Annotated in this window: 20 protein-coding genes; 9 read left to right on the forward strand and 11 right to left on the reverse strand. The window is 54.4% G+C overall.

Features of this window, described 5'->3' with window-relative positions:
• The first annotated feature begins 3 nt into the window (after positions 1-3).
• The gene (locus tag H1D41_RS09840; RefSeq protein WP_394355405.1) at positions 4-1,452 is read left to right on the forward strand and encodes a protein adenylyltransferase SelO; all 1,449 of its coding nucleotides are present in this window, start codon (positions 4-6) and stop codon (positions 1,450-1,452) included.
• Here H1D41_RS09840 and H1D41_RS09845 read toward each other — a convergent pair whose 3' ends face one another.
• From H1D41_RS09845 to cysQ, 5 genes are all read right to left on the reverse strand, one after another.
• Complete coding sequence (locus H1D41_RS09845; RefSeq protein WP_228848744.1) at positions 1,453-2,502, reverse strand: glycosyltransferase family 2 protein; 1,050 nt, start codon at positions 2,500-2,502, stop codon at positions 1,453-1,455.
• 67 nt (positions 2,503-2,569) lie between these two features.
• Positions 2,570-3,553 (reverse strand): UDP-glucose 4-epimerase GalE, encoded by a 984-nt coding sequence (gene galE / locus H1D41_RS09850; protein ID WP_228848745.1) that lies wholly within the window; start codon positions 3,551-3,553, stop codon positions 2,570-2,572.
• A 12-nt stretch (positions 3,554-3,565) separates the two neighbouring features.
• Entirely contained in the window at positions 3,566-4,459 is an 894-nt protein-coding gene (gene galU, locus H1D41_RS09855) for a UTP--glucose-1-phosphate uridylyltransferase GalU (protein ID WP_228848746.1), read from the reverse strand.
• A 188-nt stretch (positions 4,460-4,647) separates the two neighbouring features.
• A complete protein-coding gene (locus H1D41_RS09860) occupies positions 4,648-5,454 on the reverse strand; it encodes a 3-deoxy-manno-octulosonate cytidylyltransferase (protein WP_228848747.1) in 807 nt (268 codons plus the stop codon).
• Positions 5,455-6,252: a 3'(2'),5'-bisphosphate nucleotidase CysQ gene (gene cysQ / locus H1D41_RS09865; RefSeq protein WP_228848748.1), complete on the reverse strand. Its 798-nt coding sequence runs from the start codon at positions 6,250-6,252 to the stop codon at positions 5,455-5,457.
• 342 nt (positions 6,253-6,594) lie between these two features.
• On the opposite strand from cysQ, the gene H1D41_RS09870 reads away from it, so the two are divergent.
• Together H1D41_RS09870 and H1D41_RS09875 are read left to right on the forward strand one after the other, a co-directional pair.
• Complete coding sequence (locus tag H1D41_RS09870) at positions 6,595-7,227, forward strand: ABC transporter permease (RefSeq protein WP_324250273.1); 633 nt, start codon at positions 6,595-6,597, stop codon at positions 7,225-7,227.
• Between the two features lie 16 nt (positions 7,228-7,243).
• Positions 7,244-7,897, forward strand: coding sequence for an SH3 domain-containing protein (locus H1D41_RS09875; RefSeq protein ID WP_228848750.1), 654 nt, complete (start codon positions 7,244-7,246; stop codon positions 7,895-7,897).
• Here the strand turns inward: H1D41_RS09875 and H1D41_RS09880 are convergent.
• A complete protein-coding gene (locus tag H1D41_RS09880; RefSeq protein WP_228848751.1) occupies positions 7,894-8,532 on the reverse strand; it encodes an alpha-ketoglutarate-dependent dioxygenase AlkB family protein in 639 nt (212 codons plus the stop codon). The two genes, H1D41_RS09875 and H1D41_RS09880, sit on opposite strands and share 4 nt — an antisense overlap.
• Positions 8,533-8,795: 263 nt before the next feature.
• On the opposite strand from H1D41_RS09880, the gene dnaK reads away from it, so the two are divergent.
• The 3 genes from dnaK (at position 8,796) to radC (ending at position 12,825) form a co-directional block, all read left to right on the forward strand.
• Positions 8,796-10,721: a molecular chaperone DnaK gene (gene dnaK / locus H1D41_RS09885; protein WP_228848752.1), complete on the forward strand. Its 1,926-nt coding sequence runs from the start codon at positions 8,796-8,798 to the stop codon at positions 10,719-10,721.
• 69 nt (positions 10,722-10,790) lie between these two features.
• Positions 10,791-11,945, forward strand: a complete 1,155-nt coding sequence (dnaJ, locus tag H1D41_RS09890) for a molecular chaperone DnaJ (protein WP_228848753.1) — start codon at positions 10,791-10,793, stop codon at positions 11,943-11,945.
• Between the two features lie 118 nt (positions 11,946-12,063).
• The gene (gene radC / locus H1D41_RS09895) at positions 12,064-12,825 is read left to right on the forward strand and encodes a RadC family protein (protein ID WP_228848754.1); all 762 of its coding nucleotides are present in this window, start codon (positions 12,064-12,066) and stop codon (positions 12,823-12,825) included.
• Here the strand turns inward: radC and H1D41_RS09900 are convergent.
• The 3 genes from H1D41_RS09900 to secA are packed head-to-tail and all read right to left on the reverse strand — an operon-like array spanning position 12,797 to position 17,891.
• On the reverse strand, positions 12,797-14,323 hold the full coding sequence (locus H1D41_RS09900; protein ID WP_228848755.1) for a phosphate ABC transporter substrate-binding/OmpA family protein: 1,527 nt from the start codon (positions 14,321-14,323) through the stop codon (positions 12,797-12,799). The genes radC and H1D41_RS09900 overlap by 29 nt on opposite strands.
• A gap of 1 nt (position 14,324) precedes the next feature.
• Entirely contained in the window at positions 14,325-15,170 is an 846-nt protein-coding gene (locus H1D41_RS09905; RefSeq protein WP_228848756.1) for a hypothetical protein, read from the reverse strand.
• Positions 15,171-15,188: 18 nt separating this feature from the next.
• Entirely contained in the window at positions 15,189-17,891 is a 2,703-nt protein-coding gene (gene secA, locus H1D41_RS09910) for a preprotein translocase subunit SecA (protein WP_228848757.1), read from the reverse strand.
• A gap of 181 nt (positions 17,892-18,072) precedes the next feature.
• Here secA and H1D41_RS09915 point away from each other — a divergent pair, with 181 nt between their 5' ends.
• Genes H1D41_RS09915 through H1D41_RS09925 form a run of 3 tightly spaced genes read left to right on the forward strand, consistent with a single transcriptional unit; the run spans position 18,073 to position 20,541 of the window.
• Entirely contained in the window at positions 18,073-18,921 is an 849-nt protein-coding gene (locus tag H1D41_RS09915) for a peptidylprolyl isomerase (protein ID WP_228848758.1), read from the forward strand.
• 4 nt (positions 18,922-18,925) lie between these two features.
• Positions 18,926-20,146 (forward strand): bifunctional glutamate N-acetyltransferase/amino-acid acetyltransferase ArgJ, encoded by a 1,221-nt coding sequence (argJ, locus tag H1D41_RS09920; RefSeq protein WP_228848759.1) that lies wholly within the window; start codon positions 18,926-18,928, stop codon positions 20,144-20,146.
• Entirely contained in the window at positions 20,143-20,541 is a 399-nt protein-coding gene (locus H1D41_RS09925; protein WP_228848760.1) for a (deoxy)nucleoside triphosphate pyrophosphohydrolase, read from the forward strand. Before argJ ends, H1D41_RS09925 begins: the two co-directional genes overlap by 4 nt.
• A gap of 331 nt (positions 20,542-20,872) precedes the next feature.
• Here H1D41_RS09925 and infB read toward each other — a convergent pair whose 3' ends face one another.
• Complete coding sequence (gene infB, locus H1D41_RS09930; RefSeq protein ID WP_228848761.1) at positions 20,873-23,365, reverse strand: translation initiation factor IF-2; 2,493 nt, start codon at positions 23,363-23,365, stop codon at positions 20,873-20,875.
• Positions 23,362-23,994 carry an RNA-binding protein gene (locus H1D41_RS09935; RefSeq protein ID WP_228848762.1) on the reverse strand — a complete coding sequence of 211 codons (633 nt, stop codon included), beginning with the start codon at positions 23,992-23,994 and terminating at the stop codon, positions 23,362-23,364. The genes infB and H1D41_RS09935 overlap by 4 nt, the downstream gene beginning before the upstream one ends.
• Positions 23,995-23,998 lie beyond the last annotated feature (4 nt).

Below are 23,998 nucleotides of genomic sequence, written 5' to 3' on the forward strand. Positions count from 1 at the left end.
GCCCTGAATATACCGCTGGAAAACAGCTATGCCGAAGACCTGCCCGGATTTTCCGTCTCCTGGAGCGGTGAGATGGTGCCAAAGCCGGAAATCGCCCTGTTCAATGACGCGCTTGCCGCGGAACTGGGGCTTGAAGCACTGAATTCTCCCGAGGGTGCGCAGATCCTGACTGGTGCAAAAACCCTGCCCGCCTCAAAACCCCTCGCCATGGCTTATGCCGGACATCAGTTTGGGAATTTCTCCCCCCAGCTGGGCGATGGTCGGGCCTTGTTGCTGGGTGAAGTGATGAAAGATGGTCTGCGTTTTGATCTGCACCTGAAAGGGTCCGGCAAAACGCCATTTTCCCGCCGGGGTGATGGCAAGGCCGTGATTGGCCCGGTTTTGCGGGAATACATCATGGGCGAAGCCATGCACGCCCTTGGCATCCCCACCACACGCGCCCTGGCCGCCTGCACCACCGGTGAAGACATCCTGCGTCAGAACGGGCGGGAACCCGGTGCCGTGCTGGCCCGGATCGCATCCAGCCATATCCGCGTTGGCACCTTTCAGTTTTTCGCCGCCCGCCAGGAGGTAGATCGTCTGAAACAGCTCGCGGATTATACGATCGCGCGTCACGATCCGGATCTGGCCGGACAGGAAGATCGCTATCTTCAACTGCTTATCCGTGTGGCAGACCGGCAGGCAAAACTTATGGCCCAATGGATGGCGGTGGGCTTTGTGCATGGCGTTATGAACACCGACAATATGACGATTTCCGGCGAAACCATTGATTACGGTCCTTGCGCCTTCATGGACACCTACGATCCGCAGACGCTTTTCAGTTCCATCGACCACGCCGGGCGTTACGCCTATGGCCGCCAACCCCTGATGGCGCAATGGAACCTCGCACGCTTTGCTGAAAGCCTGCTGGATCTGATCGCACCTGATGATGCGGACAAGGCCATTCAGCTGGCCGGGGATGTGGTGAATGATTTCATGGGGAAACACCTGCGGTACTGGCAGGATCTGATACGCGCAAAGATCGGGCTGCACGGCCAGGGGGATGATGATCAGAAACTTCTGTCTGATCTGTTTCAGCTTCTGGAAGGCGCTGATGTTGATTACACGTCCTTCTTCCGCAATCTCCCAGATGCAGAACAGACGGCCGCCCTGTTCGCTGAACCTTCCGCTATCACGGCCTGGCATGCACGCTGGCAAAACCGTATCGCGCAGGAAAGCCGGTCAACTGACGCAGTTTTCACCACAATGAATACGGTAAACCCGCTGTATATCCCGCGCAATCATATGGTTGAAAGCGCCCTGCAAGAGGCAACAGACACAGGCGATCTGACCCAGGCCAGACGCCTGATCGACGTGCTGTCAAATCCGTTTACTGAACAGCACAACGCCGAAACCTACACGCGACCAGCACCAGAGAACAGCGCCCCTTACCGCACCTTCTGCGGCACGTGATTACTGCCAGCGCCCGCGCGTGAGCAGGCCCAAATCTTCCAGCTGTTGCCAGCCTTCATATTTCACCGACTGCTGCGCATCCCACAACACGGGTTGCGCCATAATCTGATCGTAATAGTCGTCATAACGATCCGTGTATGTGAAATGTTGCCGCCGTTCTTTTTCTTCAGAGGATTTCTCAAGGATCGAATCCAGAAATTTCGTATGCAGAAGCACGCCAGAAGGCAGGTTCAACCTTCGATCCAGACCAGCATTCAGACGTCGGGGCAACAGCGTGTGGGTTGAGTGAAAATCAACATACCGTCGTGACCATTTCACCAGAGGCGTTTTATTCAGATGAGGCGTGAAATCAGGATTCTCTGTGAAAAACACCCGTTCCCGTGGCCCGCCGCGCACAGAAATACTTTTGGTTTTTGGGCGCCACTCCCAGGAATATTCATAACCGGAAAACCAGGGCAGCCGACTGATCACATCATCTGAGGGATCCGTACCCTGCTGGCCCAGCGCTTCCCGGGGGTACATATCCAGCAGGATCGCAGAAAAGAAATCCACCCCCTGCTGATCAAGCCAATTGGTCAGACTATGCAAAGGTTTATCGTCATGTCCTGGATAAATCAGTAATTCGTCCGCATCCACCGTGACACACCAATGGCCATGGGCATAGCGCATTTTCAGATAGGCCAGCCAATCCATGCCAAATCGTGACGCCTTATAGCTGTGCGGCGTCGACCAGACGGAAACATCAGGCTGAGACATCAGCATCTCTGTGCTTCCGTCATCACTGCCATTATCAACCACCAGGAATTGAGACACGCCCATCCTGCGATAGTGGTCAAGAAAGCCCGGCAATCGGTCACATTCATTACGGATCGTCGCCGTCGCCAGGATATCTCCGGGTTTTATCTGATCTGTCCGGTCAGTCAGGCAATCAAGTTCCCGACTTTTGCGCACCGCCCGCAACAGCAGCCGACGCCTGCGCATACGTAATTTATAAGCGTAAGCCCAATCCCGGACAGGTGAAAATTTCCCATATGTATCTGAACGGCGCAAACTGAGTGTCCCATGTAACAGTGCACAAAGTTAACCCGGATCAGAGAGAGCTAAAACCCCCGAAACGTCAGCGGTTATAATGGCCGTTCTGGTGCCAGCGCCAGGCATCGCGGATCATTTCCTGCAGGTTAGAACGATCCGGGGTCCAGCCCAGTTCATCCATCGCACGTTGACTGCCGGAAACAAGTTTCGTGCAGTCGCCCGGACGACGCTCACCTTCCGTATGCGGCACAGGTTTATTGGTCACGGCCTGGCTTTGATCGATGACTTCGCGCACAGAATAGCCTGTGCCTGTACCAAGGTTAAACGCACGGCCGCCTTTGCCGTCCTCAAGCCATTTCAGGCCAAGAACATGGGCTTCGACCAGATCCATCACATGCACATAATCGCGAATACAGGTACCATCAGGCGTGTCGTAATCCGTGCCAAACACCGTCAGCGCATCACGTTTTCCGCTGATCGCATCCAACATCAGGGGCACCAGATGTGTTTCCGGCTGATGGAATTCCCCGACTTCCCCCTCGGGATCAGCGCCTGCGACATTGAAATATCGGAAGATCACGCTGTTCATACCGTGGCTCTGGCCGAAGTTTTCCAGGATATCTTCAATCGCCCGCTTAGAAGCGCCATAAGCGTTGATCGGATACTGCGCGCAATCCTCATTCAGAACCACGTTATCCTGTTCACCATAGGTGGCGCAGGTCGAAGAAAAGACAAAATTCTTACACCCGGCTTCTGCCGCGACGGCAATCAGGTTCAGGGAACCCATAACATTGTTCAGCCAGTATTTTTCTGGCTGCTGCATGCTTTCGCCGACCTGACTGAGGGCCGCGAAATGCATGACGCCAACGGGCTGATAGGTATCAAATGCAGACTTGATACTGTCGCGATCCAGAAGATCACCTTCAGCCAGTGGCCCGAATTTCACGGCATCACGCCATCCGGTAATGAAATTGTCGAAAGTTACCGGATTATACCCGGCAGATTTCAATACCTTACATGCATGTGATCCGATGTAACCCGCACCACCTGTAACCAGAACGTTTCGCACTGTGTTATCCTGTTATTGTGCGGCTTGCCGCGACATTGTCATTTCATTCAGGAATTCAGAAAATTCATCCTGAAGGTCCGGACGAGACAGGCCAAACGCAACTGTTGCCTGAAGGAAACCCGCCTTAGAGCCACAGTCAAAACGCTGACCACGGAAACGATAACCAAAGACATCGTGGCCGTTTTTCAGTTCCTGTGCGATCGCATCTGTCAGCTGAATCTCACCACCGACGCCACGCTTAATATTGCTCAGGTTCTGCAGAACCCGCGGTGCCAGAATATAACGACCAATCACCGCAAGGTTTGACGGTGCATCTTCCACAGCTGGTTTCTCTACCATCCCTTTAACAGAGACCATAGAACCCATGTCTTCCTTCAGATCGAGCACCCCATAAGAGGACGTCTTGTCTTTTGGAACCTCCATAGCCGCAACCATAGAACCGCCGGTTTCTTCATAAGCTTCGACCATCTGCTGCAGGCAGGGTTTTTCCGCTGCAATAACGTCATCCGGCAGGATAACTGCAAAAGGTTCATTCGCAATCAGACGGCGCGCGCACCACACAGCGTGGCCAAGCCCCAGGGCCTGATGCTGGCGGATATAAGCAATCGCGCCACTTTCCATGTTGGTAGACTTCAGCGCATCCAAAAGCTCATCTTTGCCTTTCTGGCGCAGAGAATTTTCAAGTTCCGGCGCATGATCGAAATAATCTTCCAGCGCACTCTTGCCACGGGACGTCACAAAGATGAATTCTTTGATCCCTGCGGCACGCGCTTCATCAATAGCGTATTGGATCAATGGCCGGTCGACCAGCGTCATTATCTCTTTTGGGATTGCCTTCGTGGCAGGGAGAAATCGGGTACCAAGCCCTGCGACGGGAAATACAGCCTTCGTGACCTTACGCGGCATTTATCTTAACTCCTGAACAAAATAAGCAACAATAGCCCATTACCGACATTAGTATTCTCCTTCCAGATCACAGACAACAGGTCCGCAAGAAAATTATGCTCTCTGTTACTAGTCCAGGAAGATGAATCAACTCCTTCACGCATCACATTATGATGAGCAAAGGAGTTATATTTATGGCATGTTTAGGGCTACGCTACCTTTTCATCGGCCAAAACGGCTTCAATCACCGGTAAGTCCTCGGGATTATTCAATTCCCAGAAGTGTTTGCCCCGTCCGTCTACCTCTACGCAGGTAATGCGCTCTTCGTTTTCGACAAAGCGCAATTGCTCCAGGCCTTCGGTTTTTTCCAGAACAGCTTCGGGCCAGGATAGATATTTTTGCAACACCTCCGGGCGAAATGCATAGACACCCACGTGATGAAACACCGGCGCTTTTGCCGTAGGACCCGCATCACCGCCATATGGCAGCACTTCTTTTGAAAAATAAATCGCATGACCATGCCGGTTCATCAGGGCCGTGGTCCCGCCAACGCGGCCTTCTGAACGGTCACGGCGAAACCCGGCCAGGGCCTCTTCCGAAGTGCGCAGAACCGGCGTCGCCATCATGTCATCCGGGTTTGCACGCAGGGCAGCAATCAGATCCTCAACGAACCAGGAAGGGGTCAGTGGGGCATCCCCCTGGAAGTTCACAACGATTTCATACTGATCCGCCTCAGCGCCCAGCGCATCCAGAGCTGCGGCCGTGCGTTCTGTTCCGTTCCGGCTGCTTTCCGGCGTCATCACGACTTCGGCACCAAAGGCTTCGGCGGCGGCCCGGATCCGGTCATCATCGGTAGCGACAACAACACGTGCCACGCCGGAAACGGATTTCGCCGCCTCCCAGCTGCGTTGGATCAAGGTCTTTTTCTCGCCAGTTGCCCCCTGAATTTCAACAAGGGGCTTGCCGGGATAACGTGTTGACGCATAGCGCGCCGGGACGACGATCAGTACAGACATTCAGGCTTTCTCCAGCTTCACGCCCGGTGCGGTCGCAATAAAGAATGGGTTTGCGTAGCCTTCTTTCCCGTATTGCAGATCCGTGTGATCATCAAAACGAACCACTTTCCCGCCTGCCCCGGTTACAACCGCATGACCAGCCGCCGTATCCCATTCCATCGTGCGACCAACACGCGGATACAGATCCGCTTCGCCCGTGGCGACCAGACAGAACTTCAGTGAAGATCCCGCACTTTTGCTATCAGAAACGCTGTATTTATTGATGTAGTCTTCCGTCGCCTGATCCCGGTGAGACTTCGAAGCCACAATCAGCAGGGCAGCGTTATCAGGTTCGGAAACGGAAATCGGCTTTGTTTCACCAGCTGCGTCCAGGCCAAAAGGCCCTGTCTCTTCGACGCTTTGTCCATCTGCTGCTGTGTAGAACAGGCGTTCTTTTGCCGGCGCATAAACAACACCACGTGTTGGCACCCCATTTTCGACCAGCGCGATGTTCACTGTGAAATCGCCACGGCGATGAATGAATTCCTTTGTGCCGTCCAGCGGATCAACAATCAGGAACGTATCCCCGGTCAGGCCATGGCTGTCTGCCTGTTCTTCTGTGACCAGCATAACATCAGGAAAAGCCGCACGCAGACCATCCGAAATAATGGCATCCGCTGCTTCATCCGCCACGGTCACCGGGCTTTCGTCAGACTTCAGCTTAACGTCAAAATCCGGGCCGTTGTAGATCTCCATGATCTTTGCGCCACCCTCAAGGGCCAGCCGGCGAATGACCGGAATAAGTTGTTCGTAGTTCATATCTCAGGTCACTCCAGGACATATCTGACAACGTAACGCTGCCGTTAATTGTAAATTACCTCTGCACGCTTTATGATGCCAGGACGTGAGAACAGCAAGAAGTCCGTTCTCACCTTTTGTTTTGTCCGGCCGGAGCACGATTTCAGCATGTTTGAAGCACGAAAGAAAAAAGCCGGTATATTTTACACCGCTTTTCAGATACTTGGCCTCATTTATGTGAGCACCGTCCGGATCGCCAGGGCACAGCATGGGAACGCCCTTTTTGCAATTCTGATCAGCATGTCCCAGGCCCTTATTTTCATTGGGGTTTTTTACCTCATGTTCACATTTCTGGGCGTCGGAATGGCAAAAATCCCCGGCGCAGATTTTATGTTGTATCTGATGACAGGTATTTTTCTGTTTCTTGTACATAATAAAGCCGTCATGTCAGTTATGGGGGCAGAAGGGCCGCAATCCCCGATGATGCAGCACGCCCCGATGAACACGGCAATTACGATCTCTGCCTCTGCATTGTCCTGCCTGTACCTTCAGTCCCTGACAATTGTGGTGATGCTATTCGTGTATCATGTCGGGTTTGCGCCCGTGCATTTTGAAGAACCCCTGCGCGTTGCAGCAATGTTGGTTGTCGCCTGGTTTTCCGGATGCGCTGTCGGGCTTTTGTTCCTGGGCCTCAAACCCTGGATGCCGGGCCTCGCGGGGATGCTGTCACAAATTTACACCCGTGCGAATATGTTCACCTCTGGGAAAATGTTTGTCGCAAACTCACTGCCTGGCTGGATGATTGCTATGTTTGACTGGAACCCTCTGTTTCACGTCATCGATCAGTCCCGGGGGTTCGCATTTATCAACTATACCCCGCGCCACACCTCTGTAAGCTATCCTCTTTATGTCTCTCTGGCACTTATCGTCATTGGCATGCTGGGCGAATTTTACACCAGAAAATATGCATCACTCAGCTGGAACGCGAGGCGCTGACACAGAAGGATTACGCATGCGCATTCTGTTATTATTCTTCTTTTCACTTCTGACACTATACACACCCGCCGTTGCGGGTGATTTTCCACGACTTTACCAGGTCACGGGGGTTGCTGCGGATGACGTCCTGAATATCCGTGAAACACCCGATGCCAGCAGTGCAATCATGGGGCGTATTGTCCCGAATTCCATGCATATCGAAGTCACAGCCGCATCTGCTGATATGCGTTGGGGGCAGGTAAATTTCCATGAGTTTTCCGGCTGGGTTGCCATGCGGTATATGCAGGATATGGGGAACCCGCCCTGGTGGGAATTGCGCCGGCCCCTGTTCTGTTCCGGCACCGAACCTTTCTGGCATGCGATCATTGATGCAGATACATCCGGCGGCATGGAGTTTTCCGGCCTGGACATGGATACACAAAATTTTCAATATGACTGGCTGCGAACACACAGTGGATACGCCGCCCCGGACAACCCCAGAGTAGTCGTCGCAAACTTTACCAATGCGACACGCCGTGGCGTTGCAATGTTAAGCGGGGCTTCCTGCAACGACGGAATGAGCGACCAGAGCTTTGGCATTTCCGCGCAAATCACCCTGTCCGTGGATGACCCCGGCAATATGTACGCCAGCGAAACATATTACGGATGTTGCAGCCTGAACCTGCCTTAACGCGCGACACGCAAGGTGATATTGATCCGTCCGCCTTTGGGTAACAAGCCAGAGGAACGGAAGCGGATCTTATCCACCCCATGCCAGGCAAGGCGAACGTCACCCCCGAACACCACCACATCACCCGAATTCAGCCAGATGCTTTCGGTCTTACCGCCGCGCGCAGTTCCGCCAACCCAAAACAATGCATCATCCCCCAGCGACACCGATACAACCGGGCAGGTCAGATCCGCCTCATCATTGTCCTGATGCATCCCCATACGTGCGTCTTCGCCATAAAAATTGACCAGACAACTGTCGGGCCTGCGCCTGCAACCTGAAACAACATCCCAGAGATCCAACAGGCTCTGCGGAATATCAGGCCATGCGGTGCCACTCGGATGTTCTTCGATGTATCGATACCCGTTAACATCTGAAAACCAACCAACATCCCCGGCCGATGTCATGCGCACAGACATCTTCCGGCCGCTGGCCAACTGTGGGGTGAAAACAGGCGCGACGCGGGCAACCTCACGCAGCTGTCCAAGCAGTATCTGTTGTGCATCAGTGCCCAGAAACGTTTTGTACACCTGAAATCCCCGCAGGATCAGGGGCGCGCTTTCCTGAAACATCATATTCCCGGGGTTTTCTGTCATTTACATCCTGTTAACTCTGATATTACCAGTTTCCTGGCAAAAAACACCGCATTGTTCCCGTTTTCGCGAGAATCCGCGATCTGAACGCTTGCAGCACAAACACGTGAACCTTATATACCCTGCGAAGCCGGATCAGGGCGTTCCGTTTCCTGTGCAAATTAACAGCAACGAACACCCTGGTCTGAACAATTGGGATCGGCACCTGGATGCCTATTCACGGATCCAGGCACCACTATATCGCCTATGAGAAGGAATTGAACAGTATGGCAAAAGTCATCGGTATTGACCTCGGGACTACAAACTCCTGTATCGCAATCATGGATGGGTCGCAGCCCCGCGTTATCGAAAACGCAGAAGGTGCGCGCACAACCCCATCTATCGTCGCTTTCACTGACGACGAACGTCTGGTTGGCCAGCCTGCAAAACGTCAGGCTGTGACAAACCCGGACAACACCATTTTCGGTGTAAAACGCCTGATCGGCCGTCGGTTTGACGACGCGGCTCTCGCGAAAGACCTGAAGAACCTGCCGTTCTCTGTGATCAACGGCGGCAATGGCGACGCATGGGTTGAAGCCAAGGGTGAGAAATACTCTCCAAGCCAGGTTTCCGCATTCATCCTGGGTAAAATGAAAGAAACCGCTGAATCATACCTCGGCGAAGAAGTAACACAGGCGGTTATCACTGTTCCTGCGTACTTTAACGATGCTCAGCGTCAGGCGACAAAAGACGCCGGTAAAATCGCTGGTCTCGAAGTTCTGCGTATCATCAACGAGCCAACAGCGGCTGCGCTGGCCTATGGCCTTGATAAAGAAGAAACCCAGACCATCGCGGTTTATGACCTCGGCGGCGGTACCTTCGACGTAACCATCCTGGAAATCGACGACGGCCTGTTCGAAGTTAAATCCACCAACGGCGACACGTTCCTTGGCGGTGAAGACTTTGACATGCGCATCGTGAACTACCTTGCGGATGAGTTCAAAAAAGAAAACGGCGTCGACCTGACCAAAGACAAAATGGCCCTGCAGCGTCTGAAAGAAGCGGCAGAAAAAGCGAAGATCGAACTGTCTTCCGCAAGCCAGACTGAGATCAACCAGCCGTTTATCTCTATGGGTTCTGACGGTGCACCACTGCACATGGTTCTGAAACTGACACGTGCGAAACTGGAAAGCCTGGTTGCTGACCTGATCAAAGCATCCATCAAGCCTTGTAAAGATGCGCTGAAAGATGCTGGCCTGTCCGTTGGTGACATTGACGAGGTTGTTCTCGTTGGTGGTATGACCCGCATGCCTAAAGTGATCGAAGAAGTGACCAAATTCTTCGGCAAAGAGCCACACAAAGGTGTGAACCCTGACGAAGTTGTTGCTTCTGGCGCGGCGATCCAGGCCGGTGTTCTGCAGGGCGACGTGAAAGACGTTGTTCTTCTTGACGTGACACCGCTGTCCCTGGGCATTGAAACCCTTGGTGGCGTATTCACCCGTCTGATCGACCGCAACACAACCATCCCAACAAAGAAATCTCAGGTTTTCTCCACTGCGGAAGACAACCAGAACGCTGTGACAATCCGTTGTTTCCAGGGTGAACGTGAAATGGCTGCGGACAACAAGATCCTGGGTCAGTTCAACCTTGAAGAAATCCCACCAGCGCCACGCGGTCTGCCACAGATCGAAGTGACATTTGACATTGACGCAAACGGCATTGTTTCCGTTGGCGCGATGGACAAAGGCACTGGTAAAGAACAGAAAATCACCATTCAGGCGTCTGGCGGTCTGTCCGATGAAGACATCGAAGCAATGGTAAAAGACGCGGAAGAAAACGCCGAGTCCGATAAAGAGCGTAAAGAACTGATCGAAGCACGGAACCAGGCCGAAAGCCTGATCCACAGCACCGAAAAGTCCATGGAAGAGCACAAAGAAAAAGTCGACCCGACCACCATTGAGGCGATCGAACTGGCTATTGTTGCTCTGAAAGACGATCTTGATAAAGAAGATGCAACCGCTGAGAAAATCAAAGCAGGCGTTCAGAACGTTACTGAATCTGCGATGAAACTGGGCGAAGCAATCTACAAAGCATCCGCAGAAGAAGCAGGCGAAGAAGAGCCCGCAGGCGCGGATGAGATGGCTGCTGGCAGCGATGATGATATCGTTGATGCAGACTTCGAAGACCTCGACGAAGACAACAAACGCTCCTAAGGGCATTCGCTCTGTTGGCCGGCCTGGAAATGTCTGGGCCGGCTTTTGCGTTCCCAAAGGGGAAATATGATGTCAAAGCGCGACTATTACGAAACGCTCGGGGTCTCTAAAGGCGCCTCTGCGGACGAAATTAAAAAAGGCTATCGTAAGAAAGCCAAAGAACTGCATCCGGATCGCAACGCCGATAACCCGGCCGCCGAAGATCAGTTCAAAGAGGCCAATGAGGCCTATGAAGTTCTGAAAGATGCCGACAAGAAAGCTGCCTATGACCGCTATGGTCACGCGGCCTTTGAAGGTGGCATGGGCGGCGGTGGCCGTGGTCATCCTGGTGGTCAGGGTGATTTCGGGTCTGCCTTCTCTGATATCTTTGAAGATCTATTTGGTGGTGGTGGCGGTGGTTTCGGCGGTCAGGGACCAGGCCGTGGGCGTTCACGCGCCACACGTGGTTCTGATCTGCGTTATAACCTGCGCGTCACCCTGGAAGAAGCCTGGGCTGGCCTACAGAAAACCATTTCTGTGCCCACCTCTGTTTCCTGTGGTGAATGCAGTGGCACCGGCGCGGAAAGCGGCGCTGAACCCGTCACCTGCCCTACATGTTCCGGCATGGGCAAGGTACGCGCGCAGCAGGGGTTCTTCACCGTTGAACGCACCTGTCCGACCTGTAACGGCGCGGGCCAGAAGATCACCAATCCCTGTAAGTCCTGCCATGGTGCCGGGCGTCAGGAAAAGGAACGTTCGCTTTCTGTGAACATCCCGAAAGGTGTGGAAACAGGCACACGCATTCGTCTGTCCGGCGAAGGCGAAGCAGGCCTGCGTGGCGGTCCATCCGGAGATCTTTATATCTTTATTGAGGTCCGGGAACACGATATCTTCCAGCGCGACAGCGAACACCTTTACTGCCGTGTGCCGGTTCCTATGGCCTCTGCCTCACTTGGTGGCGATATCGAAGTGCCAACGATTGATGGTGGCCGTTCCCGGGTCAAGATCCCGGCTGGCAGCCAGTCTGGCCGTCAGATGCGCCTGCGCTCCAAAGGCATGCCGCGCCTGCGTGGTGGTGGTGTTGGCGACATGTATATCGAACTTGCAGTGGAAACACCTGTCAACCTGACAAGCCGCCAGAAGGAAATTCTGCGCGAATTCGATGACATCGCCGCCGATAACAACCCGGAAAGTTCCAGCTTTTTCTCAAAAGTGAAAAACTTCTGGGAAGGCATGAAAAGCTAAAACTCTAAATAAAAAAGGCGGCTTTCGGGGCCGCCTTTTTCTTTTCCCCATGTGATCGCACGTCACGTTAACAGCCTGCTTAACGAATTCTTCAGCGAATCATTCAAATAAAGAACATATGGGAAACATTGGTCACTTTTCTGAAATGCCGCTGCCTCTTTTTGAAGGGGACGAAGCCGTTGTCACCACAACGCCACCCGCGGCTGTGCCTTCTTACCTGAAGGATCACAGAAAACGCCTGCGTCAACGCTTCTTTGATGGCGGCGCAAAGGCCGTGCCAGATTACGAAATGCTGGAACTGATCCTGTTCCGCGCCATTCCCCGCCGCGACGTCAAACCCCTGGCTTTTGAATTGCTGGATGCGTTCGGTGATTTTAACCGTGTGATCTCTGCCCCCATCAAACGCCTGGCCGAAATCCCCGGTGTGGGCAGTGCCGTGATCCAGGAGTTAAAGATTGTTGAGGCCGCAGCGCAGCGTATGGCCCGGTCTGCGATCATGCAAAAACCGATCGTGTCCAGCTGGGATCAGCTGATTGATTATTGCCACACGTCCATGGCGCATCGTGAAACTGAACAGTTCCGGGTGCTGTATCTGGATTGTAAAAACATTCTGATTGCCGATGAAGAACAGGCCAACGGCACCGTGAACCACGTGCCGGTTTACCCCCGCGAAATCGTGAAACGCGCGCTGGAACTGAACGCCAGCGCCTTTATTCTGGTCCACAACCACCCGTCCGGCGACCCAACCCCGTCAGATGCGGATATTACCATGACCCACCAGATTCAGAATGCCGCCCAGGTGCTTGGCCTGACGCTACATGACCATCTGATTATCGGCAAAAGTTGCGAACTTAGTTTTCGGTCTGAAGGGTATCTGTAGGAACGTCCCGCACCCAAAGCTCCACCCGGCGGTTCAGTTGACGCCCGGCCTCTGTATCATCACAGGCCAGGGGCATCGCCTCACCAAAACCGGAAACGGTCAGGGCAACCCCCGCCTCATCCAGCATATCAGACCCGCGCCGCAATGCATCCCGCACAGAAGACCCACGACGCAGCGCGATACGGCGGTTGGCATCCGCCCCACCTTCCCCGTCTGAGAACCCTGCAAAGATCAGCTCTTTCCCATCAAACCGTCCGGTTTCAAGCTGTTGAATAAGAACATCCATTTCAGCAACAGACTGTGCATCAAGACGGCTGGAACCTGCCTGGAACCGAAATGTCATCGTCATACGTGCAGCCCCGGCAAGCCCTTGCAACATGTCCTGCAGGTCCTCAAGGCTGGTATCAGTACCGGCCTGCAACACGGCATTTGTAATTCTGTCCCCTTGCGCAGCCATTGGCACCACATCAAGGCCAGGACTGACAAACCCGGCAAACCCGACATCACGTGCTGCGGCATCTGTCGCAAGATACCGCAGGAACTGCCGGACCAGACGCGGCTTACGCTGCTTGCTCTGGTACAGATACTGGGGCGAGGTCAGCGGATAATCCCGCGTTTTCAGGTTCTCAGCTGAAGGCACAAAATCCGCACCACAGGCACCGGACAGCCGCAAAGGCACAGCTGCACCCGGTTCCGACAAACGTGTGAATCCAAGCACCAGGCTGTCATCCTGCACCTGATCCATAACAGCACGCCCGGCCACAACTTGATCATGCGCATTCAGGATCTGGTTAAGCGAGATCGCGTCTTCGGTCTTACCGACAGCGAAGAATTCCAGGTCCGGACCGCCGAGTTCATTCCAGTTTGTGATTTTATCCGTCGCAATCCTTGTAAGCGCGGTCAGGGGCACAGCGCGCACAGGGTTATCCTGCGATACCGACAGCGTCAGCGCATCCAGCGCCAGAACACGCGGCGCAGGCAAATCTGGCACATCAATCGCAAAACGTGTCAGCGCAAAATCCGCCTCTTCTTTTTCCAAAGCCCGGGCGCCGTCCTGACTGTCATTCAGGGAAAAAACGAATTCGCCCACAGGCAGGCCGCTTTCATCATCTGACATTACATAGGTGAAATTCAGGTCATCCCGGGATGTAAGGCCAAGCAACAGGCCTTCTTCACGGGCAAAACCTTCCAGCAACACGGGCATCAGGTTTTGCCCCAGAACCGCTGAACCGGCAAAACGCGCGCGGGCCACAAACGCATCAAGCGACGGGCAAGCGGGCCCGAAACAGACAACACCACTGCCATCCAGCGTCAGATCTCCATAGGCGGAACGGATCTGATAATATTCACCGTCAAAACCCAACAGACGCCCTTCGACTGTCAGTGATCCGTCAGCCGATGTAAGGGCAACATCCTGGGCATGGGCTGCCGGTGCAAGGCACAGGCCCAAAATCATGCAGAGGACGTTCAGCCAGTATCGTGTAAAACGGATCTTCATGTCATTCCTCAGCCAGCACAAGATCACGCAGAGGACTGCCCAGCATGACGGATTGCCCCGTCTTTTCGCAGGGTGGCACGGAAAATTCAAATGGCAACGACATCCAAGACCCGGTTACTGAAAACTGGTGCAATGTGACATCCTGCGTGCCACCGCAATTGTTCGCCGTCACCGGTATCTCTGTGAAGGTTCGGCTTACCAAAGGCCCCTGCGCTTTTGCGACCAGATACACCTGGCTGAACCAGCCATCCGGAATGCGGGCGTCCCCCAGGCTGAAAAATTGCCCGCCCGCTGCCCCTACGGGACGCACAGCATGACGATGGCCAGCACCGCCAAAATCAGCACCATTCTCAAGAACATGTAAGAATGTCACCGCACTGCCCGGCCGGGTCAGACCAACACCGGTAAACGCAATCGGCGCGTCTTCAGTCAGTTGCACATGGTGAAACGTACCATCCGGAAACGCCGCTTGCAGGGTGTTCCCTGGTTCAAACACCGGCAGATCCACCTGCAATGCCCCCGTCACCGATGTCAGAAAACTGGCCGTCAGACCGGACCACGTTAAATCAACCCGCTGTCCACGCCTGCACGGCGACTGCAGATCCAGACGCATCGTTCCGGCATCATTCCCAGGCGCGACAGTCAGGATGGTTGCACAGGATTGCCCCATTGCGCTGTAGATCACGCCTGGGGTCAGGGGCACCTGATCCATAACCGGCGCAGTGTCCGGCACAACCAGAGACAAATCTTCCGCAGGGGGAAAATCCGGTATCTCAGCAAAAACAGTCTGCCCCATCAAAATGAAGGGGCAGACCAATAAAGCGATAATCTGACAAGCCGGGCGCATTCTCTGCAGCCTTCAGCTTTAGTTCAGCGCGCCGTGACAGTGCTTGAACTTTTTACCGGAACCACAGGGGCAGGCGTCATTGCGTGACGGTTCGCCCCAGGTGGAAGGATCATCTTCAACAAAACCTTCCTTCGGTGCATCAGCCTCTGCAACGGCTGGTGCCGCAGCCACACCCGCAGCGGCCAGCTGTGCCGCACGTTGCGCTTCGAACTGCGCCCGCATCTGGGCTTGCTCTTCCTCGGTCAGAGGGCGGATCTGGGCCAGTTGCTGTGTCACCTGCTCACGCAGCGTATCCAGCAGGCTTTCGAACAGCTGGAAGCTTTCGGTCTTATATTCGTTCAGCGGGTCACGCTGGGCGTAACCACGGAACCCAACCACAGACCGCAGATGTTCCAGCGTCAGAAGATGTTCGCGCCACTTGCCGTCGATTGTGTTCAACAGCAGTTGCTTTTCAATGTTGCGCATCGCATCGGGGCCGAATTGCGCGGCTTTCGCAGCCATGAATTCATCCGCAGCTTTTTCAAGACGTTCGCGAATTTCTTCGTCATCCACGCCTTCTTCCGCAGCCCAGTCAATCACCGGCACATCAATGCCCAGATGTTCGATACAAGCGGCATACAGCCCCTGCGTATCCCATTGTTCGGCATAAGATTTTGGAGGCATGTATTGCGTGACCAGATCGTCGATCACCTGATGGCGCATGTCCTGTACGATTTCGGACAGGTCCTGGGCTTCCATGATTTCACGGCGTTGCGCAAAGATAACCTTCCGCTGGTCGTTCATCACATCGTCAAACTTCAAAAGCTGCTTCCGAATGTCGAAGTTACGTCCTTCCACTTTCGCCTGAGCCTTCTCAAGTGACTTGTTCACCCATGGATGCACAATCGCTTCGCCTTCTTTCATGCCAAGACGAGACAGCATTTTGTCAAGGCGTTCAGACCCGAAGATGCGCATCAGGTCATCTTCCAGTGACAAGAAGAAAGCAGAACGACCCGGATCCCCCTGACGACCGGAACGACCGCGCAGCTGATTATCAATACGACGGCTTTCATGACGTTCTGTCGCCAGAACAAACAGGCCACCGGCAGCTTTCACGGCCTCTTCATCGGCCTTATGGCCTTCTTCGATCTTTGCGCGCAACTCATCCGGATTGGCTTCCGGATCGGCAACAATCGCTTCCATGATCTTAAACTCAACATTGCCGCCAAGCTTAATATCGGTCCCGCGACCCGCCATATTGGTGGCGATGGTCACAGCGCCCAGCTTACCGGCGTCAGCAACAATCTGCGCTTCCTGTTCGTGTTGGCGGGCGTTCAGAACATTGTGCTTCACGCCTGCATCGTTCAGCAGCTGTGACAGATATTCGGATTTCTCAATAGACGTCGTCCCAACCAGAGTTGGCTGGCCTGCCTCATGCGCCGTTTTGATTTCCTCAACGATCGCGTCAAACTTTTCCTTCGCAGTCCGGTAAACCGCGTCATGTTCGTCCTTACGGGCGATCGGGCGGTTGGTCGGAACTTCGACCACGCCAAGTTTGTAGATCTCGTCAAACTCTTCCGCTTCGGTCAAAGCAGTACCGGTCATACCGGACAGCTTGTCATACAGGCGGAAGTAGTTCTGGAAGGTCACAGAGGCCAGCGTCACGTTTTCCGGCTGGATCGCTACGCCTTCTTTGGCTTCAATCGCCTGGTGCAGACCATCTGACAGACGACGACCAGACATCATACGGCCGGTGAATTCGTCAATCAGAACGATTTCCTCGCCGCGCACGATGTAATCTTTGTCGCGCGCAAACAGTTTATGCGCACGCAGACCCTGGTTCACGTGGTGTACAATCGTGGTGCTTTCCGGCGCATAAAGCGACTGTTCCTGCGGCAGGATCCCTTCACCGTGCAGGATTTCTTCCAGCGCATCATTGCCTTCATCGGTGAAGGTGACGTTGCGGGTTTTCTCATCCAGCGTGTAGTGGTCGTCCTGCAAGCGCGGGATCAGTTTGTCGATGGTGACATAAAGATCGCTGCGGTCAGCGGCAGGGCCGGAAATAATCAGCGGTGTACGGGCTTCGTCGATCAGGATCGAATCAACTTCATCGACGATGGCAAAGTTATGATCGCGCTGGAACATCTGAGACAGCTCAGATTTCATGTTGTCCCGCAGATAATCAAAGCCAAGCTCATTATTCGTGGCGTAGGTCACGTCACAGGCGTAGGCGGCTTTTTTCTCATTGTCAGGCTGGTTCGGAAAAATCACGCCACAGGTCATGCCCAGGGCTTCGAACACATTGCTCATCCATTCGGCGTCACGTTTTGCCAGGTAATCGTTCACCGTCACAACATGCACGCCACGCCCGGTCAGCGCGTTCAGATAGGCCGGGAAAGTCGCCACCAGCGTTTTGCCCTCACCGGTCTTCATTTCTGAAATATTGCCCTGATGCAGGAACAGGCCGCCCATCAGCTGTGTGTCAAACGCCCGCAAACCAAGGGCACGGCGCGCCCCTTCACGACAGTTTGCGAAAGCTTCCGGCAGCAAATCATCAAGGCTTGCGCCGCCTTTGGCGCGTTCCTGAAGTTCGCGGGTTTTCGCAATCAGTTCGTCGTCGGAAAGCTTTTCGAACTCCGGCTCCAGCGCGTTGACCTTGCCCACAATCACGCGGGCTGCTTTGATCTTCCGATCATTCGGGGTGCCAAAGATTTTTCTGGCAATGGTGCCGAGTCCGAGCATATTTTCTCCGCCTGATGCGTTCTTGATAAAATGCGCCACATGCCGCCTTGAACAGGCCTGCGCCGCGCCATAGAAGGTTTGTCAGAAGATGTCATAACCCCAATGACCAAAGGTGATGTAAGCGGGCGACCGGCATGTGTCAACGTCACGCCACGTTGCGTGGAACTCAAAGGAACAACAGATGTTTTTTCGCACTAAGTTTTTGACCGCAACGGCGCTTGTTTGTGCGCTTTCCACCCCTGCTTTTGCTGAAGGTCCGGATGCGTCCACCGTGGTTGCAACTGTAAACGGCACCGACATCACACTTGGTCACATGATCGCCACCAAACAGACCCTGCCACCACAATACGCCCAACTGCCGGACGAAGTTCTGTTTCAGGGCATCCTGGATCAGCTGATCCAGCAGGTTGTTCTGTCTGACGCTGCGGGCGATGATCTGCCGCTGTCCGTAACCCTGACCCTTGAAAACCAGGCCCGTGCCGTGCGCGCAGACCACGTGATTGATAATGCGATCAAAGCAGCTGTCACCGATGAAGCTGTCGAAATGGCCTATGCCGCGCAATATGAAGGTGCAGAACCCGAAGCCGAATTCAACGCATCCCACATCCTGGTTGAAACCGAAGAAGAAGCCGCAGAAATCGTAACCCGCCTTGAAGCCGGTGAAGATTTCGCAGAACTCGCCCGTGAAAAATCCACAGGCCCATCCGGCCCGAATGGCGGCGAACTTGGCTGGTTCGGCAAAGGCATGATGGTTCCGTCCTTTGAAGAAGCTGTCCTGACACTGGAAGCGGGCCAGATTTCCGCACCTGTGGAAACACAATTTGGCTGGCATGTTGTCAAACTGAACGAAACCCGTGTGAAAGACGCCCCGGCGCTGGAAGACGTGCGGGACGAACTGGCAGCAGGCGTTGAACAGGTTGCGATTGGCCAGGCGCTGTCCACCCTGACCGAAGCTGCAACCATCACCCATACCGAAGATGAGGCCATCACACCTGATCTTCTGTCCACTGTTACCCTGGATATGGAATAACACTATGATCTCTCCGCTGGCACCGAAAAACGGCTTTCCTTCCCTTCCCGAAATCAAAGGCGTGCGCTTTGCCGCCCTTGAAGCCGGGGTCCGATATCAGGGGCGAAAAGACGTGATGCTGGCGGAGCTTTGCCCCGGATCTGCTGTGGCGGGCGTGTTCACGCGTTCCGCCACACGATCTGCCAATGTCCTGGACTGTCAGGAAAAAATTGGTGGAAACACGGATGCGGGCGCTGCGATTATTGTAAATTCCGGTAACTCCAACGCTTTCACCGGTAAGGCTGGTGAAGGTTCAGTGAAAGCCATCTGCGACGCTGTCGCCGCCACCTGCAGCCTGCCGGAAGCACGTGTTTTCACATCCTCCACCGGGGTGATCGGTGAACGTCTGCCCCATGATCGCATCACCGCGAAAGTTGGTGAACTTGCAGAAAACCTGTCTGCCGGTGACATCAAAGACGCAGCCGAAGCCATAATGACCACTGACACATTCCCCAAAGGATGTGCCGCCGAAACACCATCTGGCGTGAAAATCGCGGGGATCGCCAAAGGATCCGGCATGATCGCGCCCGATATGGCGACCATGCTGGTGTATATTTTCACAGACGCAAAGATGAATCAGGCCCTGCTGCAATCTCTGCTGTCAGACCTGACCAACAAGACCTTCAACGCGATCACGGTCGATAGCGATACGTCAACCTCTGACACACTGCTTCTGGGCGCCACTGGCCAGTCTGACGCGCCGGAAATCCTTGCCGACAACCAGGATTACACCGACTTCCGCAACGCCCTGCACAAAGTCATGCTTGATCTGTCCCATCAGGTGGTGAAAGACGGCGAAGGCGCGACAAAGTTCGTCGAAGTACAGGTGCACGGCGCTGACAGCGCCGTTGATGCCCGTCGTTGCGCTATGGCGATTGCCAATTCCCCCCTGATCAAAACCGCAGTTGCCGGCGAAGATCCGAACTGGGGCCGCGTGGTGATGGCCGTCGGTAAATCCGGCGCAATGGCAGATCGCGATCTCCTGTCCATCCGTTTTGGTGACATTCTGGTCGCGGAAAAAGGCTGGGTGGCCGAAAGCTACACAGAAGACGATGGCGCCGCCTATATGAAAGGCGAAAACATCGTGATTTCTGTGGATCTCGGCCTGGGTGACGCGACGGACACCGTCTGGACCTGTGATTTCACCAAACGTTACATCGAAATTAACGCGGATTACCGGTCATGAAAACAGTTCTGGTCTCTGCTGCTGCACTGATTGACACCGACGGGCGTGTGCTGCTTGCGCAGCGCCCGGAAGGCAAATCCATGGCCGGTCTTTGGGAGTTTCCAGGCGGCAAAATCGAATCTGACGAAACGCCAGAAGCCGCGCTGATCCGCGAATTGCATGAAGAACTGGGCATTGAAACCTGGGAATCATGCCTCGCGCCACTAACCTTTGCCAGTCACTCTTATGACGATTTCCACCTTCTGATGCCACTGTTTGCCTGTCGTAAATGGAACGGTATTGTTCAACCGCGCGAAGGGCAAAGCCTTAAGTGGGTGAAATCAAACGAACTTCGCAATTATCCGATGCCAGCAGCCGATGTACCGCTGATACCCATCCTTCGGGATTGGCTATAATCTTCATAAATCCGGCATTTACAGGCTACTAATTCTTTCCTAAGCTGGTTTTCGTAATCATTTCCCCATTTCCAGTCTTCACGCAATCTAACCAGGTCAGATGCCATGGGGGGCAAAACTATGCTTCGGACTATTCTTGTGAGTAACTGTATTTCTGTTCAGGGTATGTTTGTGCGCAACCTGCAAAATGGTCGCATTGTTGTACGGGTCGGGGCCCAGCATTTTTCCGGCACACCCGTCGCCAACACATAAATTTCACCACCGGAATATAAAAAAGAGGCGATTTTCATCGCCTCTTTTTCTTTGTCTTATCGCGGGATGCGCAATCTGATTAGTCCAGATTGCGTTCAATTTCCTCACGCTCGAAGATCTCGATAACGTCGCCAGCGCGGATATCATCATAGGCTTCGAATGCCATGCCGCATTCCTGACCGGAAATCACTTCTTTCACTTCGTCTTTGAAGCGCTTCAGTGTTTTCAGCGTGCCTTCGTGGATCACCACGTTGTCGCGCAGCAGGCGAACACCTGCGGAACGACGTGCAACACCTTCGGTCACCAGACAGCCTGCAACGCGACCAACACCGGTCACTTTGAAGACGTCTTTGATCTGTGCATAACCGATGAACTTTTCGCGGATTTCTGCAGACAACAGACCGGAAGCCGCCGCTTTCACGTCATCCACAAGGTCGTAGATCACGGAATAGTAACGAATTTCCACGCCCTTCTGGTTCGCAGAGTTCCGGGCAGATGCGTTTGCACGCACGTTAAAGCCCATAACCGGCGCGCCAGATGCCTCGGCAAGGCCGATGTCAGATTCGGTGATCGCACCCACACCATGGTGAAGTACGCGCACACGAACTTCGTCGTTGCCGATTTTTTCCATCGCCTGAACAATCGCTTCAGCAGAACCCTGCACGTCAGCTTTAACCAGAATTGGCAGCTCTGACATGTTTTCGTTTTCTTTGGCCTGCGCCATCAGCTGTTCCAACGTGGTCGCAGCACCGGCCGCAGCACGTTTTTCTTTCGCAGCATGGGCACGATATTCGGCGATTTCACGGGCCTGCGCTTCGGCTTCCACCACGTTCAGAACGTCGCCTGCCTCTGGTGTGCCGTTCAGACCAAGAACCTCAACCGGAACGGATGGACCAGCCTCGTCAACGCGGCTGCCCTTGTCGTCGATCAGTGCGCGGACTTTACCCCACTGCTCACCCACAACAAAGATATCGCCTTTTTTCAGCGTGCCATTCTGAACCAGAACAGTCGCAACCGGGCCACGACCCACATCCAGCTGTGCTTCGATCACAGCACCAGAAGCGGCACGTTCAGGGTTGGCTTTCAGTTCCAGGATTTCAGCCTGCAGCGCAATCGCTTCAAGCAGTGCATCAAGACCCTGACCCGTATGGGCAGAAACTTCGATGTCCTGAACGTCACCAGACAGCTGTTCCACGATCACTTCGTGTTGCAGCAATTCGGTACGGACCTTCATAGGATCAGCAGCCGGACGGTCACATTTGTTGATCGCCACGATCATCGGCACACCGGCCGCTTTCGCGTGGTTAATCGCTTCAATCGTCTGTGGCATCACAGAGTCATCCGCAGCAACAACAAGTACAACAATGTCAGTCACTTGCGCACCACGGGCCCGCATGGATGTAAACGCCGCGTGGCCCGGAGTATCCAGGAAAGACAGCACTGCGCCGCCATCAGTTTTCACCTGATAAGCACCGATGTGCTGGGTAATACCACCAGCTTCGCCAGCAACAACTTTCGCCTTACGGATCGCATCAAGCAGTGATGTTTTACCGTGGTCAACGTGGCCCATGATGGTGATGACAGGCGGACGACCTTGCAGATCCTCATCCTTGTCTTCCACTGTATCAATAACGTCTTCAACGTCAGCGTCAGAAACACGAACGATCTTATGACCGAATTCTTCGATGACCAGTTCGGCAGTATCCGCATCAATGGATTGGTTCTGCGTCAGCATCATACCCATTTTCATGAGTGATTTCACAACGTCGGCAACACGTTCGGCCATACGGTTTGCAAGTTCAGAAACAACAATTGCCTCTGGCACCTGCACGTCGCGGATAACCTTTTCGCGCTCAACAGCATCACCCATAGCCTGACGGCGGGCACGTTCCTGCTTACGCTTCATTGCAGCCATGGAACGCTGACGACCACCTTCACCACCGGACAGCGCCTGGTTCAGGGTCAGCTTGCCGGAACGACGGTTGTCATCACGACCACCTTTGTTGCCTTTTGGCTGACGGGTTTCACGTTCTGTCTTGCGCGGCGCAGAAGATGGCTTCGGCGCAGCGCGGGCCGCAGCTTCAGCATCTGCCGGTGTCGGCTTCGGTGCGGATTTCGCAGCGCGGGCTTCGACATCAGCGCGTTTCTTCGCCTCAGCAGCTTCTTTTACCTTGCGGGCATCGTCTTCCGCTTTCGCCTTGGCGCGTTCTTCGCGTTCACGCTCTTCGCGTTCTTTCGCTTCGATCTCTTCACGACGCGCCTTACGGGCCGCTTCACGCTCTGCTTCTTCAGCTTTACGCTTTTCAGCTTCGGCCGCTTCGTTGGCTTTCGCCGCGCGTACTGCCTTCAGGCGACGTTCCATTTCCGCATCGGAAATACCCGCCGGACGACGGGAAGGATTGCCGCCGGCACCACCACCAGCGCCTGACGGCTTAGCCGCACCAGGCTTCGGCACGACAACGCGTTTGCGTTTCGTTTCCACCACGACGTTCTTCGTGCGGCCATGGCTGAAGCTTTGCTTCACATTGCCTGGCCGAACGCCCAGTGTCTTTTTGCCGTCATTATCGCTCATGTGCTCTCAAACCTTTCCGGCGACCCCATGTCACCGCCGTTTCCGCGTACGCCTGCAAGACGTCTGGCTTCCTGTACTACACGTATCGTGAGTCCGCCAGATGCAAGCGCACAATGTATCACATTTTCCCGCCCGAAAGCCAAACCAAGTTCACTTGCGGTCAGAAGACCGATGAAACTATCGTCCCCGTCAGGGCGACGCAGCTTGGATTTTCCGCGCTCAGACCCGTCTGAGGCCTGCACAAGAACTTCTGCCGCATCCATCGCCAGAAGCCCCTTAACTTTTTCATATCCCTGCACCGCATAGCCGCCTTTGCGCGCCAGCGACAGCAGATTGATCAGATTGCGAAACAAAAGCGTCTCAACCTCATCCCGCAAATCATCGCTGACCTGCACTTTCTGCTTTGCGCCACGGGAAAACAGCCCTTTCTGGACCGCTTTATCAAGCGCGGCAGGGTCTGCTGATACCCATATGCCGCGCCCGGGCAGTTTTTCAAGCACATCAGGCACAATTTGTGCCCCAGGCCCCACAACAAAGCGGATCAGGCCAGCTTTTGGCTGGACTTCACCTGTTGCGATGCACTTTCGCTCGCTGACCTCGCGGTCCTTTGTGCGGCCACCTCGTGCCATATCC

The organism is Halocynthiibacter styelae, assembly GCF_016123485.1.
Classification (GTDB): Bacteria; Pseudomonadota; Alphaproteobacteria; order Rhodobacterales; family Rhodobacteraceae; genus Halocynthiibacter; species Halocynthiibacter styelae.